The organism is Mesorhizobium cantuariense (assembly GCF_042647205.1).
Taxonomy (GTDB): Bacteria; Pseudomonadota; Alphaproteobacteria; order Rhizobiales; family Rhizobiaceae; genus Mesorhizobium; species Mesorhizobium cantuariense.
In genome coordinates, this window is record NZ_JBHRVD010000001.1 from 7,817,238 (window position 1) to 7,830,382 (window position 13,145).

13 protein-coding genes are annotated in these 13,145 nt (G+C 62.2%); 9 read left to right on the forward strand and 4 right to left on the reverse strand.

Going from position 1 to position 13,145, the window contains the following annotated elements:
* Positions 1–6 precede the first annotated feature (6 nt).
* Complete coding sequence (locus tag ACFOJ9_RS38030; protein WP_378987282.1) at positions 7–858, forward strand: thermonuclease family protein; 852 nt, start codon at positions 7–9, stop codon at positions 856–858.
* Here ACFOJ9_RS38030 and ACFOJ9_RS38035 read toward each other — a convergent pair.
* Positions 824–2,470, reverse strand: coding sequence for a lysine--tRNA ligase (locus ACFOJ9_RS38035; RefSeq protein WP_378987285.1), 1,647 nt, complete (start codon positions 2,468–2,470; stop codon positions 824–826). The genes ACFOJ9_RS38030 and ACFOJ9_RS38035 overlap by 35 nt on opposite strands.
* A gap of 174 nt (positions 2,471–2,644) precedes the next feature.
* On the opposite strand from ACFOJ9_RS38035, the gene ACFOJ9_RS38040 reads away from it, so the two are divergent.
* Complete coding sequence (locus ACFOJ9_RS38040) at positions 2,645–3,052, forward strand: tellurite resistance TerB family protein (RefSeq protein WP_378987288.1); 408 nt, start codon at positions 2,645–2,647, stop codon at positions 3,050–3,052.
* A 29-nt stretch (positions 3,053–3,081) separates the two neighbouring features.
* Here ACFOJ9_RS38040 and ACFOJ9_RS38045 read toward each other — a convergent pair whose 3' ends face one another.
* Positions 3,082–3,930 (reverse strand): transporter substrate-binding domain-containing protein, encoded by an 849-nt coding sequence (locus tag ACFOJ9_RS38045; protein WP_378987291.1) that lies wholly within the window; start codon positions 3,928–3,930, stop codon positions 3,082–3,084.
* A 259-nt stretch (positions 3,931–4,189) separates the two neighbouring features.
* On the opposite strand from ACFOJ9_RS38045, the gene ACFOJ9_RS38050 reads away from it, so the two are divergent.
* The 3 genes from ACFOJ9_RS38050 to ACFOJ9_RS38060 all read left to right on the forward strand — a co-directional run bounded on the left by ACFOJ9_RS38050 (position 4,190) and on the right by ACFOJ9_RS38060 (position 6,420).
* On the forward strand, positions 4,190–4,921 hold the full coding sequence (locus ACFOJ9_RS38050) for a helix-turn-helix transcriptional regulator (protein ID WP_378987294.1): 732 nt from the start codon (positions 4,190–4,192) through the stop codon (positions 4,919–4,921).
* A 96-nt stretch (positions 4,922–5,017) separates the two neighbouring features.
* On the forward strand, positions 5,018–5,656 hold the full coding sequence (locus ACFOJ9_RS38055) for an acyl-homoserine-lactone synthase (protein ID WP_027039520.1): 639 nt from the start codon (positions 5,018–5,020) through the stop codon (positions 5,654–5,656).
* Between the two features lie 14 nt (positions 5,657–5,670).
* A complete protein-coding gene (locus tag ACFOJ9_RS38060) occupies positions 5,671–6,420 on the forward strand; it encodes an enoyl-CoA hydratase-related protein (protein ID WP_378987297.1) in 750 nt (249 codons plus the stop codon).
* A 156-nt stretch (positions 6,421–6,576) separates the two neighbouring features.
* On the opposite strand, the gene ppk2 is transcribed toward ACFOJ9_RS38060, so the two are convergent.
* Positions 6,577–7,485: a polyphosphate kinase 2 gene (gene ppk2 / locus ACFOJ9_RS38065; RefSeq protein ID WP_378987300.1), complete on the reverse strand. Its 909-nt coding sequence runs from the start codon at positions 7,483–7,485 to the stop codon at positions 6,577–6,579.
* Between the two features lie 221 nt (positions 7,486–7,706).
* On the opposite strand from ppk2, the gene ACFOJ9_RS38070 reads away from it, so the two are divergent.
* From ACFOJ9_RS38070 to ACFOJ9_RS38080, 3 genes are all read left to right on the forward strand, one after another.
* Entirely contained in the window at positions 7,707–8,972 is a 1,266-nt protein-coding gene (locus ACFOJ9_RS38070; RefSeq protein WP_378987303.1) for an ATP-binding protein, read from the forward strand.
* Between the two features lie 115 nt (positions 8,973–9,087).
* Positions 9,088–9,813: a phosphate signaling complex protein PhoU gene (gene phoU / locus ACFOJ9_RS38075; protein ID WP_378987306.1), complete on the forward strand. Its 726-nt coding sequence runs from the start codon at positions 9,088–9,090 to the stop codon at positions 9,811–9,813.
* A gap of 90 nt (positions 9,814–9,903) precedes the next feature.
* Entirely contained in the window at positions 9,904–10,914 is a 1,011-nt protein-coding gene (locus ACFOJ9_RS38080) for a magnesium and cobalt transport protein CorA (protein ID WP_378987309.1), read from the forward strand.
* 155 nt (positions 10,915–11,069) lie between these two features.
* Here ACFOJ9_RS38080 and ACFOJ9_RS38085 read toward each other — a convergent pair whose 3' ends face one another.
* Positions 11,070–11,588 (reverse strand): GcrA family cell cycle regulator, encoded by a 519-nt coding sequence (locus tag ACFOJ9_RS38085; protein ID WP_056588322.1) that lies wholly within the window; start codon positions 11,586–11,588, stop codon positions 11,070–11,072.
* A 357-nt stretch (positions 11,589–11,945) separates the two neighbouring features.
* Here ACFOJ9_RS38085 and ACFOJ9_RS38090 point away from each other — a divergent pair, with 357 nt between their 5' ends.
* Positions 11,946–13,145, forward strand: a complete 1,200-nt coding sequence (locus tag ACFOJ9_RS38090) for an aspartate aminotransferase family protein (protein ID WP_378987312.1) — start codon at positions 11,946–11,948, stop codon at positions 13,143–13,145.

A 13,145-nucleotide genomic window follows, 5' to 3' on the forward strand; every position in this document is an offset into this window, starting at 1 on the left:
CGGCTGGTGCGGCTCCTTCATCATGCCTTGGCGGTTTTGATGGTCCCGGTGATGGCCGCCATGGTCGTCGCTGGCGGACGCACGCTGAAGGGAAGTGAAAGCGTCGTCACCGTGGACCAGCTTGATCCGGGCGCCGATACGATCTCGCGGCAGGGTGCAGAAACGGTACCCGAGGAGCCGGCCACCTCAGCCATAGCAGCTCCGCAGCCGCCAAAGCCGGCGCCGCATTCGAGGGCGATCGATCCCGAAATCGTTGCCCCACCGGAACAGCCCGCCGAGGGGCTTGAACGGGTCGAGCCGCGCGAGCCGTTGAGCAAGCTTGCGCTGGCCGTGCCGCCCAAGCCGAAAATGCCCGACGATTGGAACGGCACAAAGCTGTTCCAGCCGGTTGCGCCGGCCGCCGGCCTGATCGAGGCGAAGGGCTACTCGGTCGCGGTGTCCGGCATCGACATCGTCAGGCAGGACGAGACCTGCAGCGAGGACGGCAAATCCTGGCCGTGTGGTGTCCGCGCGCGGACAGCGTTCCGCGCCTTCCTGCGTGGCCGCGCGGTGGTCTGCACCGTGCCGCCCGAGGGCGGCCGCGACCTGATCGCCGCCGAATGCCGGATCGGCAAGCAGGATGTCGGCCAATGGCTGGTCGAAAACGGCTGGGCGCGCGCCGCCAAGGCTGGACCCTATGTCGAGGCCGGCGACAAGGCACGCACGGCGAAGAAGGGCATTTTCGGGTCGGCGCCGAACCTGTCCGGCCTGCCGGCGATGCCGGCCGCCCCGAGCCCGGCGCCTCAGGCGCCGAGTTCGATCCTGGAAGAGGTCGACGGCGTGCTCAAGCCAGCTGACCAGCCAGCGCCCGCTCAATGAGCGCCCGCGTCTCGGCGATGCCATAGAGCGCGGCGAACGATCCGAAGCGCGGGCCGCGCTCCTGGCCGATCAGCACCTGATAGATCATCTGGAAGAAGGCACCCGATACGCCGGGGCCGCCTTCCGGGCTCTGCTTGGAATGATCCTGATAGCGTTCGATCCTGCGCGCGACGTTGAGCGAAGCGTTCTGGATCGCTTCACCATTGGCGTCCGCCGGCAGCGCGCCAAGTGCCGTGTCGAGGGCTGCCAGCGCCTCGCGCTCGATCTCGTCGGCCGGGCGGAAGGTTTTCGTCGGCTTCACGAAATCGTCGAAATAACGGATCGCGTGGCCGACCAGCTGGTCGAGTTCGGGATGCGTCTTTGGCGTCACGCCTTGCGTGTGGCGCGAAATGAAGCCCCACAGCACATCCTTGTTCTGCGCGTTGGAGGCGCTGACCAGATTGAGCAGCAGCGAGAACGGCACCGGCATGTCGATGGCGGGCGGGTTGCCGTCATGCATATGCCAGACCGGATTGCCCAGCCGTTCCTTCCAGTCCTGCCGGGGATATGCGGCGAGAAAGGTATAATATTCGTCCACGGCCCGCGGGATGACGTCGAAATACAGCTTCTTGGCCTGCCGTGGCCGCTGGTACATGTAGAGCCCGAGGCTTTCGGTCGGCGCATAGGTCAGCCAATCGTCGATGGTCAGCCCGTTGCCCTTCGACTTCGAGATCTTCTGGCCGTTCTCGTCGAGGAACAGTTCGTAGACGAAATGCTCCGGCGCCCGTCCGCCGAGAATGTCGCAGATGCGGTCGTAGACCACCGCATTGGTCTGGTGGTCCTTGCCGAACATCTCGAAATCGACGCCAAGCGCTGCCCAGCGCATGCCGAAATCCGGCTTCCATTGCAGCTTCACGCGGCCGCCGGTGATCGAAAGCGTGGTCTCGGTGCCCTCGTCGTCGAAGGTGATGGTGCCGGCCTCGGCGTCGACATGCTTCATCGGCACGTAAAGCACGCGGCCGCTCTTCGGTGAAATCGGCAGGAACGGGCTGTAGGTCGCCTGCCGCTCGGAGCCGAGCGTCGGCAGCATCACCGCCATGATCTGGTCATACCGTTCGGCGGCGCGCAGCAGCATCGCATCGAAGCGGCCCGACTTATAATATTGCGTCGCGCTGGCGAATTCGTAGTCGAAGCCGAACGTGTCGAGGAAGCGGCAAAGCATCGCGTTGTTGTGGTCGGCGAAGCTGGCATAGTCGCCGCCGAAGGGGTTGGGGACGGATGAGAGCGGCTTGTGCAAATGCGGCTCGAGTGCCGCGCGATCCGGTACGCTGTCGGGTATCTTGCGCATGCCGTCCATGTCGTCGGAAAAGCACAGCAGCTTGGTGGCAACCTTGTCTTTCGTCAGGACGCGGAAGGCATGGCGCACCATCGACGTGCGCGCCACCTCGCCGAACGTGCCGATATGCGGCAGGCCGGACGGTCCGTAGCCGGTCTCAAACAGGACTGTTTGGGGAAAGTCGGCGCCTTTGTAGCGTTCGATGATCTTTTTGGCTTCTTCGAACGGCCATGCCTTGCTCTCGGTCGCAGCCGCCAGCACCTCGGGATTGAGATCGATGATGTTTGATCCCGCCATGTCACTGTTTTCCAAATCATTCGCCAGCCCAAATCATTCGAAGGCGGGGCCGGAGCAGTTTTTTTCAACCGGTCTCTAGGCGTGCGTAGCCGGAGCGTCAACGCGTGCGGTGCTTTTTCCTTGCGGTGCAGATATCGCGTTCCTACCTTCGAAGCTTGGTTCAAGGAGAAAAAATTGCCGACGCCGCATGAAGCCCTGATCTACCTGATGGTCATCACCTCGGCCTCCGATCGCGACATGACCGATGTCGAACTGGCCAGGATCGGCGACGTCGTGCGCTCATGGCCGGTGTTCGAGGATTTCGACCACGAGCGGCTGGTTGGCGTCGCCCAGGCTTGCCAGAAGCGCCTGCACGAGAAGGATGGGCTGGAAGGCGTGCTGGCTGAAGTCGCCGATGCCCTGCCCGAGCGCTTGCGCGACACCGCCTACGCCGCAGCCTTCGAGGTGGCCGCTGTCGATCTTGAAATGCGCATGGAAGAAGTACGGGTGCTGCAGCTGATCCGTCGTCAGCTCGATCTCGACACGCTGACGGTCGCTGCCATCGGCCGTGCCGCCAAGGCGCGGCTGCGCACGCTGACCTGAATATCAACGGCGCTCTGACCGGAACCGGATCAGAAAAAACTGACCGGGAAATAGCGCAGGTAGAATTCGGCAAACGTGCCTTTCATCGAAATCTCCTGCAGCGCGTAGTCGAGCGCGGCGGCCAGCGCCGGATTGTCCACCCGGGTGGCGATGGCCATGCCCGAACCCAGATATTCGGGCGCCAGATAGGGCCCGCCGGCAAAGCGGCAGCACCCCGCTGCGTCCGAGCCACCCAGCCAGAAAGCCAGGCGCATGCCGTCGCCGAAGGCTGCGTCGACCTTGCTGGCCCTGAGATCGGCATAGAGGTCTTCCGGTCTGTCGAAGGGGACGATCTGAACGGTGTTGAAATAGTCCCGCAGCATGCGCTCGTGCGCCGATCCGGCGACCACGCCGACACGCTTGCCGTGCAACTTGTCAAAGACCGGTTCGGTCAGCGCTTTGCTCTTGCGCATGATGAAGCGTGCCGGAAACTGCAGATAGGAGCGCGAGAAGGCATAGATCGCGCGCGATTCCGGCGTTGCGGCGATGCCGGCAATGATCGCCTCGCCTTCGCCTTTCTGCAGTGCACCTTCCAGCTCGTTCCAGGGCAAGGCCTGGATCTGGCATTTTTCGACGATGCCAAGCTCGGCGCAGATGGCGCGCGCCAGATCAATGTGGAAGCCAGACAGCTTTCCCGAGCCGTCGAGGAAATTGAAGGGTGGGAAATCCGTGGTGGTCAGGAATCTCAGCCGGGGCAGCGCCGAAAGGTCTGGCTTGGGCAGCCGCTCTTTGGCGTCCCACAGCACCGGAACCTGAGGCGCCGCGGCGCGCGCACCATCGGCGACCGACAGCAGCCCGATCAGCATAGCAAGGGCGAAGGACCTCCACCGGAACGCCAAGATAAAACTCCGCCACAGTCGTGCTCGCACCGGTTTTGGTACGAAAATGGTACAGGCACAATGGTTTTTGATTTCAACCCGCCGATTTCAGGATATGATTTAGCCGGTTTGCAAATCAGCTTTGGCCGCCTTGGTGAGAGGATCAAGGTCGAAGCCACAGAATAAGCATGCGGTTTGCAATCCGTGGTCGGTGGCGAAGTGTAAATCAGACACGCATCATCGGCCGCAATGCATGAGGCAACATGGGGTTGATGTTGCGATGGGTCAGTTCGATCGCACGCTGGAATTCATAGACCAACTGCAGCACGCCGCAACGGCGGCGGCGGTTTGCGAAAGGCTGTTGGGTATAACGTCGGATTTCGGTCTCACCGCACTCATGGCGGGAACCGTACCGCAGCCGGGCACGCCGGCCGGCCAGCAAAAGGAGCATGTGCTTCTCTGCGATTGGCCTGGCGAGTGGCTGGAGCGCTATGTCGCGCGCAACTATGTCGATCATGACCCGGTCGTCAGCCATATGAAACAGTTGCAGGCGCCCTTCCAGTGGCACGAGGCGTCGCAGGGCATCCGCATAGACAAGAGCAGCGGTGAAGTGATGGGCGATGCCGGCGCCTTCAAGCTGCGTGATGGGCTGGCCTTCCCGTTGATCACGCTCGACGGTCAGATCGTCATGGTGTCGCTGGGCGGCGAGGCCGTGGAATTGTCCGCCGCCGAGTTCGGCCAGGTGTCGCTGGTGTCGACCTACGCGGTTGGCCGCGCCATGCAACTCCACACCATGGCGAGCAAGACCATCGATCATATCGTGCTGACGCCGCGCGAACGCGAATGCCTGCAATGGGCCGCCGTCGGCAAGTCCGAATGGGAGATTTCACAAATCCTCGGCATCTCCGAACACACCTCGGAGAAACATCTTCTTAACGCCAAAAGCAAACTCGGTGCCGTAAACCGGGTGCAGGCCGTCGCGGAAGCGATACGGCGGGGCTACATTAGTTAGGTCGGCCGTGCCGACCTGAAATGCTTGCCTACGCGATCACGCAATTTTCTCACCAAAGCACGGCCGTATCTTCCTCTGAACACAGGAGACGGCGGAATGCTTTTTTCCCTTACAACCCAGGAATTGATGGAACGTCCCGACCTTTGGGAGGCAGTCCATCGGCTGCGCTACAAGATATTTGTGGAGGAGATGGGGTGGGATGATCTCAGGCGGCCCGACGGCCTCGAACTCGACCAATTCGATCACGACGAGGCCGTCCATCAGATCGTCATCAGGGGCGACGAAGTCGCGGGCTATCAAAGGATGTTGCCGACCACGCGGCCTCATCTGTTGACCGAGGTTTTGACCGACCTTTCCGAAGGAACGCCGCCATCGGGCCCGAACATCTGGGAATTGACCCGCTATGCGGTGGCTCCCGGTTTTCGCGATGGCCGCCGCGGCGTTTCGACCGTCGGCACCGAATTGATCGCCGGCTTCGTCGAGTGGGGGCTGAAGCGCGGCGTCGACAAGGTGATTATCGAGTTCGAGCCGATGTGGGTGTTGCGCGCATTGCAGTTGCATTTCCTGGCAACCCCGCTGGGATATCAACGCACCTATGGCAACCAGCAGGTCGTAGCAACCCTGCTCACCTTCAACGAGCACACCCTCGACGTGGTGCGGTCGCGCCGCAATCATTTTGCGCCTGTGCTGGCCAGGGGATATCCCGACATGCTCGGCCAAAGGCGAGCGTCATGAGATCGGAGACAGTCATGAGCACACACCCGCAACCCGAACTTCGCAATCACACGCTGGTGGTCACCGTGTCGTCGAATGACGGCCGGCCGGTGCTGGACAGGAGAGCCTATGAAAGCCTGGCAAGGACCTTTCATGAAGCCGCCGACAATGAGGAGGTGCGCGTCGTCGTGCTGCGCGGCCTGGCAGGCTGTTTCTGCCTCGGCGGCGACTTTTCCGAATTCCTCGACGCCACCAAGCACCAGAAACTGATCGCCGCCGTCACCGACCTGTTTCGCACGCTGGCGACATTTCCCAAGCCCATCCTTGCCTGCGTCGACGGCGATGCGGTCGGCGTCGGCTGCACCATCCTGTTCCACTGCGACATGGTGATCGCGTCCGACGAAAGCACGTTCCGGGTGCCGTTCGTCGATTTCGGCCTGGTGCCGGATGCGGCGACCAGCATCCTGGCGCCGCAGAAGCTCGGCTATGCCGGTGCCTTCCGCTTCTTCTGCCTCGGCGACACGCTTCGCGCCGAGGACGCCAGGGCGCTCGGCCTTGTCGCCGAGATCGTGCCGGGCGGCAGCGTCGAGGAAGCGGCCCTTGGCCGGGCGAGACAGCTTGTCAAGAAGCCGGTCGCCGCCCTGCTGCAGACGCGCGGCCTGCTCAAGGGCAACACCCAGGCGCTCTGCGACCGCATCGACCAGGAGATTTCGCTTTTCCAGCAGGCACTGCAGGACGACACCACGCTGCGGCGACTGCAGCGCATCGCCCGGCTGGCGGCTTAATGCATGTCGCTCAAAAGTGGCCCCGGTTTTGAGACAACGACATGCAAGGAAAGAAGACCTAAAGCGCGGCGCATGAATCCGTTTCGACGCGACGCGCTTTAGGAGTCGCGAGGAAAAGCATCGCCGCGCGGCCCTTGGCCGCGCGGCGCGGAAGCGTCAATCCTGCTTGCCGAGGAATGACGGCCCTTCGCCGATGATCTTCTTGTCCTCCTTACCGATCACGTCGAGATCGCGCCCGTCATAGGGCAGCGACGAGAGGATGCGCTGCATGACCGCCAGCCGCGCGCGGCGCTTATCGTTGGCCCGTACGATGATCCACGGCGCGAACTCCTTGTGGGTGCGCTCGAACATGGTGTCGCGGACGCTGGTGTAATCGTCCCACTTGGTGATGCCGGCAACGTCGATCGGTGAAAACTTCCAGCTCTTCAGCGGGCTGTAGCGGCGGTCGTGGAAGCGCTCGAGCTGCGTTTCCCGGCCGATGTTCAGCCAGAACTTGAAGAAGTGGATGCCCTCGTTGGAGATCATCCGCTCGAAATGCGGCGTCTCGTCGAGAAACTGTTCGTGCTGCTGCGGCGTGCAGAAACCCATCACCGGCTCGACGCCTGCGCGGTTGTACCAGGAGCGGTCGAGGGTGACGAACTCGCCCGATGTCGGGAAATGGTCGACATAGCGCTGGTAGTACCATTGCCCCAACTCCGTTGGGGTCGGCTTGGTCAGCGCCACGTTGCGTGCCGTGCGCGGGTTGAGATACTGGCGCACCACAAAGATCGTGCCGCCCTTGCCGGCAGCGTCGCGGCCCTCGAACAGCGCCATCACCCGTTTGCCGGTCGACTGCAGCCAGGCCTGCGCCTTGACCAGCTCGATCTGCAATTTCTCGAGCGTCTCGTCATACTCGTCGCTTTTCATCTTCTTGTCGTAGGGATAGCCGCCGGCGGTCAGCTTGTTGTCCTCGACCCAGTCGGGAAGCATGGGATTTTCGATGTCGAACTCCCGTTCCTTGCCGCCGATCCTGATCTTCAGCGGCCCCGAAGTTGGCGCGGCGGGACTTTCCTTGGCTTTTTTCATCGAGACGAACCCTTTCCAGCTTCCGGACTCATGCTATGGGGAGCCACTGCAGCGCCGCGCGTCCGTTTGGACGCGCAAAGGACGCTGTAGCACTTTAATTTGCGCATGATCTTTTCCGAAAATCGATTCCCGATTTTCGGGGTCATGCGGCAAGCGGTCCAGCGGAAGTTTCCGCCACCGGGTCGTCGGATGCGAAGGCATGGGTGCGGACGCTTAAGCAAATGGCTGACCTGGACACAGAACAGAAGGGTGCCGCGCAGACCATAGCCTTTAGGCTGTGGAACAGCCGCTGGCTGCTGATCGCCGGTATCGTCGCGGTTCTCGCCGTTTACGCCTTGGCCGCGATTTCAGCCTATGTCGTCCTTGCGGCGTTGCTCTTGCTGCTTGCCGCGGCAATGCTGCCGACCGCCGGCGCGCGCCAATCCACCGAGAGCGGCCCCGCCATCGAGGCCATCGGCTTGCAGCGGCTCTCCGGCGAATATCTTGCGGCCGCCGTCGCCGATCCGCTGATCATCTTCGATCGGACCGCCACCATCGTGCATGCCAATGCCGCCGCCTTCGCCGCCTTCGGCGGGATCGCGCCGGGCATGTCGCTGTCGTTGAAATTCCGGGCGCCGGAAATGCAGGCGCTGCTCGACGGCGTTCTGTCGGGCGATGTCGCCTCTGATGTCGTCGATTATACGGAAAAGCTGCCGGTCGAACGGGCTTACCGGGTGAGCGCATCCTCGGTCGGTCACGCCACCGATCTCTATGTGCTGGTGTTCAAGGACCAGAGCGAAACGCGCAGGATCGACCGCATGCGCGCCGATTTCATCGCCAATGCCAGCCACGAACTGCGCACGCCGCTCGCCTCCATCGCCGGCTTCATCGAAACGCTGCGCGGGCCGGCCCGCAACGACCCGGCGGCGCGCGATCAGTTCCTGCAGATCATGCAGAGCCAGACCGGTCGCATGGCGCGTCTGATCGACGATTTGCTGTCGCTGTCTCGGCTTGAGATGAAGCCTTATCTGAAGCCGGGAACCGAGGTCGATCTGCGCGAAGCGGTCGACAGCGTCATCGATTCGCTCGGACCGCTGGCCAGGGAAAACAGCGTTGCCATCGAGCGGGACTATGCCGATGGGCCGCTTGATGTGCCGGGTGATCGCGACGAGCTTTTCCAGGTTTTCGAGAACCTGCTGGAAAACGCCTGCAAATACGGGCAGTCCGGCGGGCGCGTGGTGGTGTCGATCGCGCGCAGCGATGCCGGCTCAGAACAGGGCATCGACGTGACCATCAGGGACTTTGGCCCCGGCATTCCCGAAGAGCACATTCCGCGCATCACCGAGCGCTTCTACCGCGTCGATGTCGAGACCAGCCGCACCCAGAAGGGCACCGGCCTTGGCCTGTCGATCGTCAAGCATATCCTGACGCGACACAACGCCAGGCTTTCGATCAAGTCCGAGGTCGGCAAGGGCGCGGCATTCTCGGTTCATTTGCCGACGCACTGATATCGCCCTAGTTTCAACGGGGCTGTTTCTTTTTTCTGTCATCCGGCTAGCGTATCAGCGGGGATTCGAGGAAACGACTCAAAGTCAAAACACCCCGTGGGGAAGGCATTTTGCCATGCAGTCCGTGCACATCGTCAGCGCCTATGACGAGGAGCTGAAATATCTGTCCAAGCGCATCGCTGCGATGGGCGGCCATGCCGAGCGCATGGTCGAGCAGGCGATCGCCGCTTTGGTCAATGCCGACCCGGGACTGGCTCAGAAGGTCATTCGCGACGATGCCGTGCTGGATGAAGGGCAACGCGAAATCGACGACAAGGCGATCATCATCATTGCCAAGCGTCAGCCGATGGCGACGGATCTGCGCGAGATCGTCGGGACCATCCGCATCTCCGCCGACCTCGAACGGGTTGGCGACCTCGCCAAGAACGTTGCCAAGCGGGTGGTCGCCGTCACCGACGGACGCCAGCCGGTCAGCCTGTTCCGCGGCCTCGAGGCCCTGGCCAACCTGGCGCTGACCCAGCTCAAGGAAGTGCTCGACGTCTACGCGTCTCGCTCGGTGGAGAAAATCGGCTTCGTGCGCGACCGCGACGACCAGATCGACGCTATGTACACATCGCTGTTTCGCGAATTGCTGACCTACATGATGGAAGATCCGCGCAACATCACGCCCTGCACGCATCTGCTGTTCTGTGCCAAGAACATCGAGCGTATCGGTGATCACGCCACCAACATCGCCGAGACCATCTACTACATCGTCACCGGCGAGCAGTTGCCGGCTGAGCGGCCCAAGGGCGACAAGACCGACAAGATCGGTCTTTCCGAGACGCTGCCGGTGAAGTGAACGCCGCCTCTCGAACCGTCACCCGAATTACGCTAAGCTCTCCGGGTTTCGCCTCTATCCTCGTCCGTGGATTTGCTTCGGGAGGCCGTGATGGAAAATGTTCGGAACCTGACCCCGGCGCCCGCGCCGACATCCGGCATCATCGCTTGCGGTGTCTACACGGCCGGGCGCCGCATCGCCGACATTCCCATCGAGGAAGCCGGCGAATGGGCAAAAAAATCCGGTCATGTCGTCTGGATTGGCCTGCTTGAGCCCGACCGCAACCTGCTGCTGCGCGTCCAGGCACAGTTTCACCTGCACGAGCTGGCGATCGAGGATGCCGAGCATCCGCACCAGCGGCCGAAGATCGAGCAGTATGGCGACGCCTTGTTCATTGTTGCCCGCACCGCGCAGCTGATCGACGGTCGGGTCACCTTCGGCGAGACCCATTTGTTCGTCGGCAGCGGCTACATCGTCAGCGTCAGGCACGGTCCCTCGACGTCCTATGCCGCCGTTCGCCAGCACTGGGAAAGCTGCCCGCATTCGCTGGCCAAGGGCGAGGATTTCGTCCTCTATGCCATTCTCGATTTCATCGTCGACAATTACATGCCGGTGCTCGAGCAGATCGAGGACGAGGTCGAGGCGATCGAGGACAAGGTTCTGCTGAAGCCGATGACCGGTCCCGACATCGAGCGGCTCTATATGCTGCGCCGCGATCTTTTGCGCCTGCGCAATGCCGCGCTTCCGCTGGTCGAAGTCTGCCGACGGCTGACCAGCGCCGAGCTGCCGCAGATCCATACGGCCATGCACCCGCTGTTTCGCGACGTCACCGATCACATCCGCACCGTCCAGGAAAAGATCGACAGCCTGCGCGAGGTGCTGGCGTTCGCTTTCGAGGCGAGCCTGCTGGTCGGCCAGAGTCAGGAAACGGCGAACACCAAGAAGCTCGCCTCATGGGCCGCCATCCTGGCGGTGCCGACAGCGCTCGCAGGCATCTACGGCATGAACTTCGACGGTATGCCGGAACTGAAGATGGAATACGGATATCCGGTGGTGCTGGCCACGATCGCGCTGATCTGCGCGTTTCTCTACTGGCGGTTTAGGAAGAACGGCTGGCTGTGAAAGAGAGCGAATAGCAAATAGCGAATAACACAAAAACGGCTTGCTCCCTGTCACAGAAGCCAAGCCGTTTCTATTCGCTATTCGCTATTCGCTATTCGCTATTCGCTATTCGCTATTCGCTATTCGCTATTCGCTATTCGCTATTCGCTATTCGCTCAGCGACTCCGCCGCCGCTCCGATGCCGGCTGGAATGCCACGCGGGCGTGGTACTTGCAGTAGGGACCGGTTTCGGCGGCATCGTTGCCGCAGAAATGGAAGTCCTCCGAAAGCGGATCGCCGTTCGGCCATTTGCAGGTCCGCTCGGTCAGCTCGACGAGTTGCAGGTGCCGTGAGATCGGCAACACGACATTTTCGACCGGGCGGATGTAATGGCGTGCCACCGGTTCGGCGTCGAACTGCGTCTGCAACGCCGTCGCGCCGATCGATGTCGTGACGTGGCGTGTAGCGGTTGCGGCGCGTGATACCGATTTCTGAACGGTCGATCCTTGCGCCGCCTTCTTCTGGCGTGCCGGCGTGGCGGTCGAGCGTCCGCGGCCCGACAGTTTCAGCCGATGCACCTTGCCGATGACCGCATTGCGGCTGACCCCTCCAAGCTGTGCGGCAATCTGGCTTGCGCTCAAACCCTCCGACCACAGTTTCCTGAGAAGTTCTACCCGCTCGTCAGTCCAGTTCATGAGACCGCGCTCCTCTAAGCGTGCGGCAATCGGAATCCACTCCCGACCCGGCAACATTTGCCGGGGCAGACACCACATATATCTGGTGATTAGGTCCGCCGCACGAAATCTAGTTATTTCTCGTCTACAACTACTCTATGCGCTGACTCGGTGACAAGAGTCCCAAGTGCAACACGAATCGGTTTTTTCGGTTTTCCCCAACTTGCCCGGTCGCTTATGAGCCGGCGTCTCGTCAGAGGGCTTGCCGCGCGCCACTACGCGACGTTTTCGTTGACTTCATGGCCGAAAAACAGGATAAGCCGCACAGGCCGCCGCTTTGGCGGCTTTTTTGATTTTCCGGTACCGGAGACGCATATAATGAGCGGTTCGGCGCTTTACGAGACCTTTGCTCGCGCACCCTTGGCCTTCGACCACGGGGAAGGCACTTGGCTGGTTACCGACAAGGGCGAGCGATATCTCGATTTCGCCGGCGGCATCGCTGTCAATTCGCTGGGCCACAGCCATCCGCATCTGGTCGCCGCACTCACCGAGCAGGCCGCCAAGCTCTGGCATGTTTCCAATCTCTATGAGATTCCGGGGCAGAGCCGGCTCGGCGAGCGGCTGGTCGACGCCACTTTCGCCGACAAGGTGTTCTTCACCAATTCCGGCGCCGAGGCGCTGGAATGTGCGATCAAGACGGCGCGGCGCTACCAGTTCGTCAACGGACACCCCGAACGCTTCCGCGTCATCACCTTTGAGGGCGCCTTCCATGGCCGCACGCTGGCGACCATCGCGGCCGGCGGTCAATACAAATATCTTGAAGGCTTCGGCCCCAAGGTCGAAGGCTTCGATCAGGTCGGCTTCGACGACATCGACGCCGCCGAAAAGGCGATCACGCCGGAGACGGCCGCCATCCTGATCGAGCCGGTGCAGGGCGAGGGCGGTATCCGTCCGGTGCCGACGCAATCGCTGAAGCGGCTCAGGCAATTGTGCGAGCAGCATGGCCTGCTCTTGATCTTCGATGAGGTCCAGTGCGGCATCGGCCGTACCGGCAAGCTGTTCGCGCATGAATGGTCCAGTGTCACGCCAGACATCATGGCGATCGCCAAGGGCATTGGCGGCGGCTTCCCGATGGGCGCCTGCCTTGCCACGGATGAAGCGGCTGTCGGCATGACCGCAGGCGTGCACGGCACCACGTTCGGCGGTAACCCGCTGGCCATGGCTGTCGGCAACGCCGTGCTCGATGTCGTGCTGGAAGACGGCTTCCTCGAAGATGTCCAGCGCAAGGCGCTGCTGATGAAGCAGGGGCTTGCGTCGGTCGCCGACGAGTTTCCCGAAATCATCGAGGACATTAGGGGCGCCGGGCTGATGCTCGGCCTCAAATGCGCCATGCCCAACACCACGGTGAACATGGCATTGCGCGACCAGCACCTGCTGGCGGTTCCGGCCGGCGACAACGTCATTCGCCTGTTGCCGCCGCTCACCGTCACCGACGCCGAGATCCACGACGCGCTCAACCGCATTCGCGCCGGCGCCAAGGGCCTGGCGGAGGCGATCGCCTCTGCCGCCGCGAAGTAA

Coding starts and splice junctions, on each gene's coding strand:
- ACFOJ9_RS38090 (WP_378987312.1), top strand. CDS start 11,946: ATGAGCGGTTCGGCGCTTTACGAGACCTTTGCTCGCGCACCCTTGGCC.
- ACFOJ9_RS38070 (WP_378987303.1), top strand. CDS start 7,707: ATGGCTGACCTGGACACAGAACAGAAGGGTGCCGCGCAGACCATAGCC.
- ACFOJ9_RS38055 (WP_027039520.1), top strand. CDS start 5,018: ATGCTTTTTTCCCTTACAACCCAGGAATTGATGGAACGTCCCGACCTT.
- ppk2 (WP_378987300.1), bottom strand. CDS start 7,485: ATGAAAAAAGCCAAGGAAAGTCCCGCCGCGCCAACTTCGGGGCCGCTG.
- ACFOJ9_RS38085 (WP_056588322.1), bottom strand. CDS start 11,588: ATGAACTGGACTGACGAGCGGGTAGAACTTCTCAGGAAACTGTGGTCG.
- phoU (WP_378987306.1), top strand. CDS start 9,088: ATGCAGTCCGTGCACATCGTCAGCGCCTATGACGAGGAGCTGAAATAT.
- ACFOJ9_RS38080 (WP_378987309.1), top strand. CDS start 9,904: ATGGAAAATGTTCGGAACCTGACCCCGGCGCCCGCGCCGACATCCGGC.
- ACFOJ9_RS38060 (WP_378987297.1), top strand. CDS start 5,671: ATGAGCACACACCCGCAACCCGAACTTCGCAATCACACGCTGGTGGTC.
- ACFOJ9_RS38035 (WP_378987285.1), bottom strand. CDS start 2,470: ATGGCGGGATCAAACATCATCGATCTCAATCCCGAGGTGCTGGCGGCT.
- ACFOJ9_RS38050 (WP_378987294.1), top strand. CDS start 4,190: ATGGGTCAGTTCGATCGCACGCTGGAATTCATAGACCAACTGCAGCAC.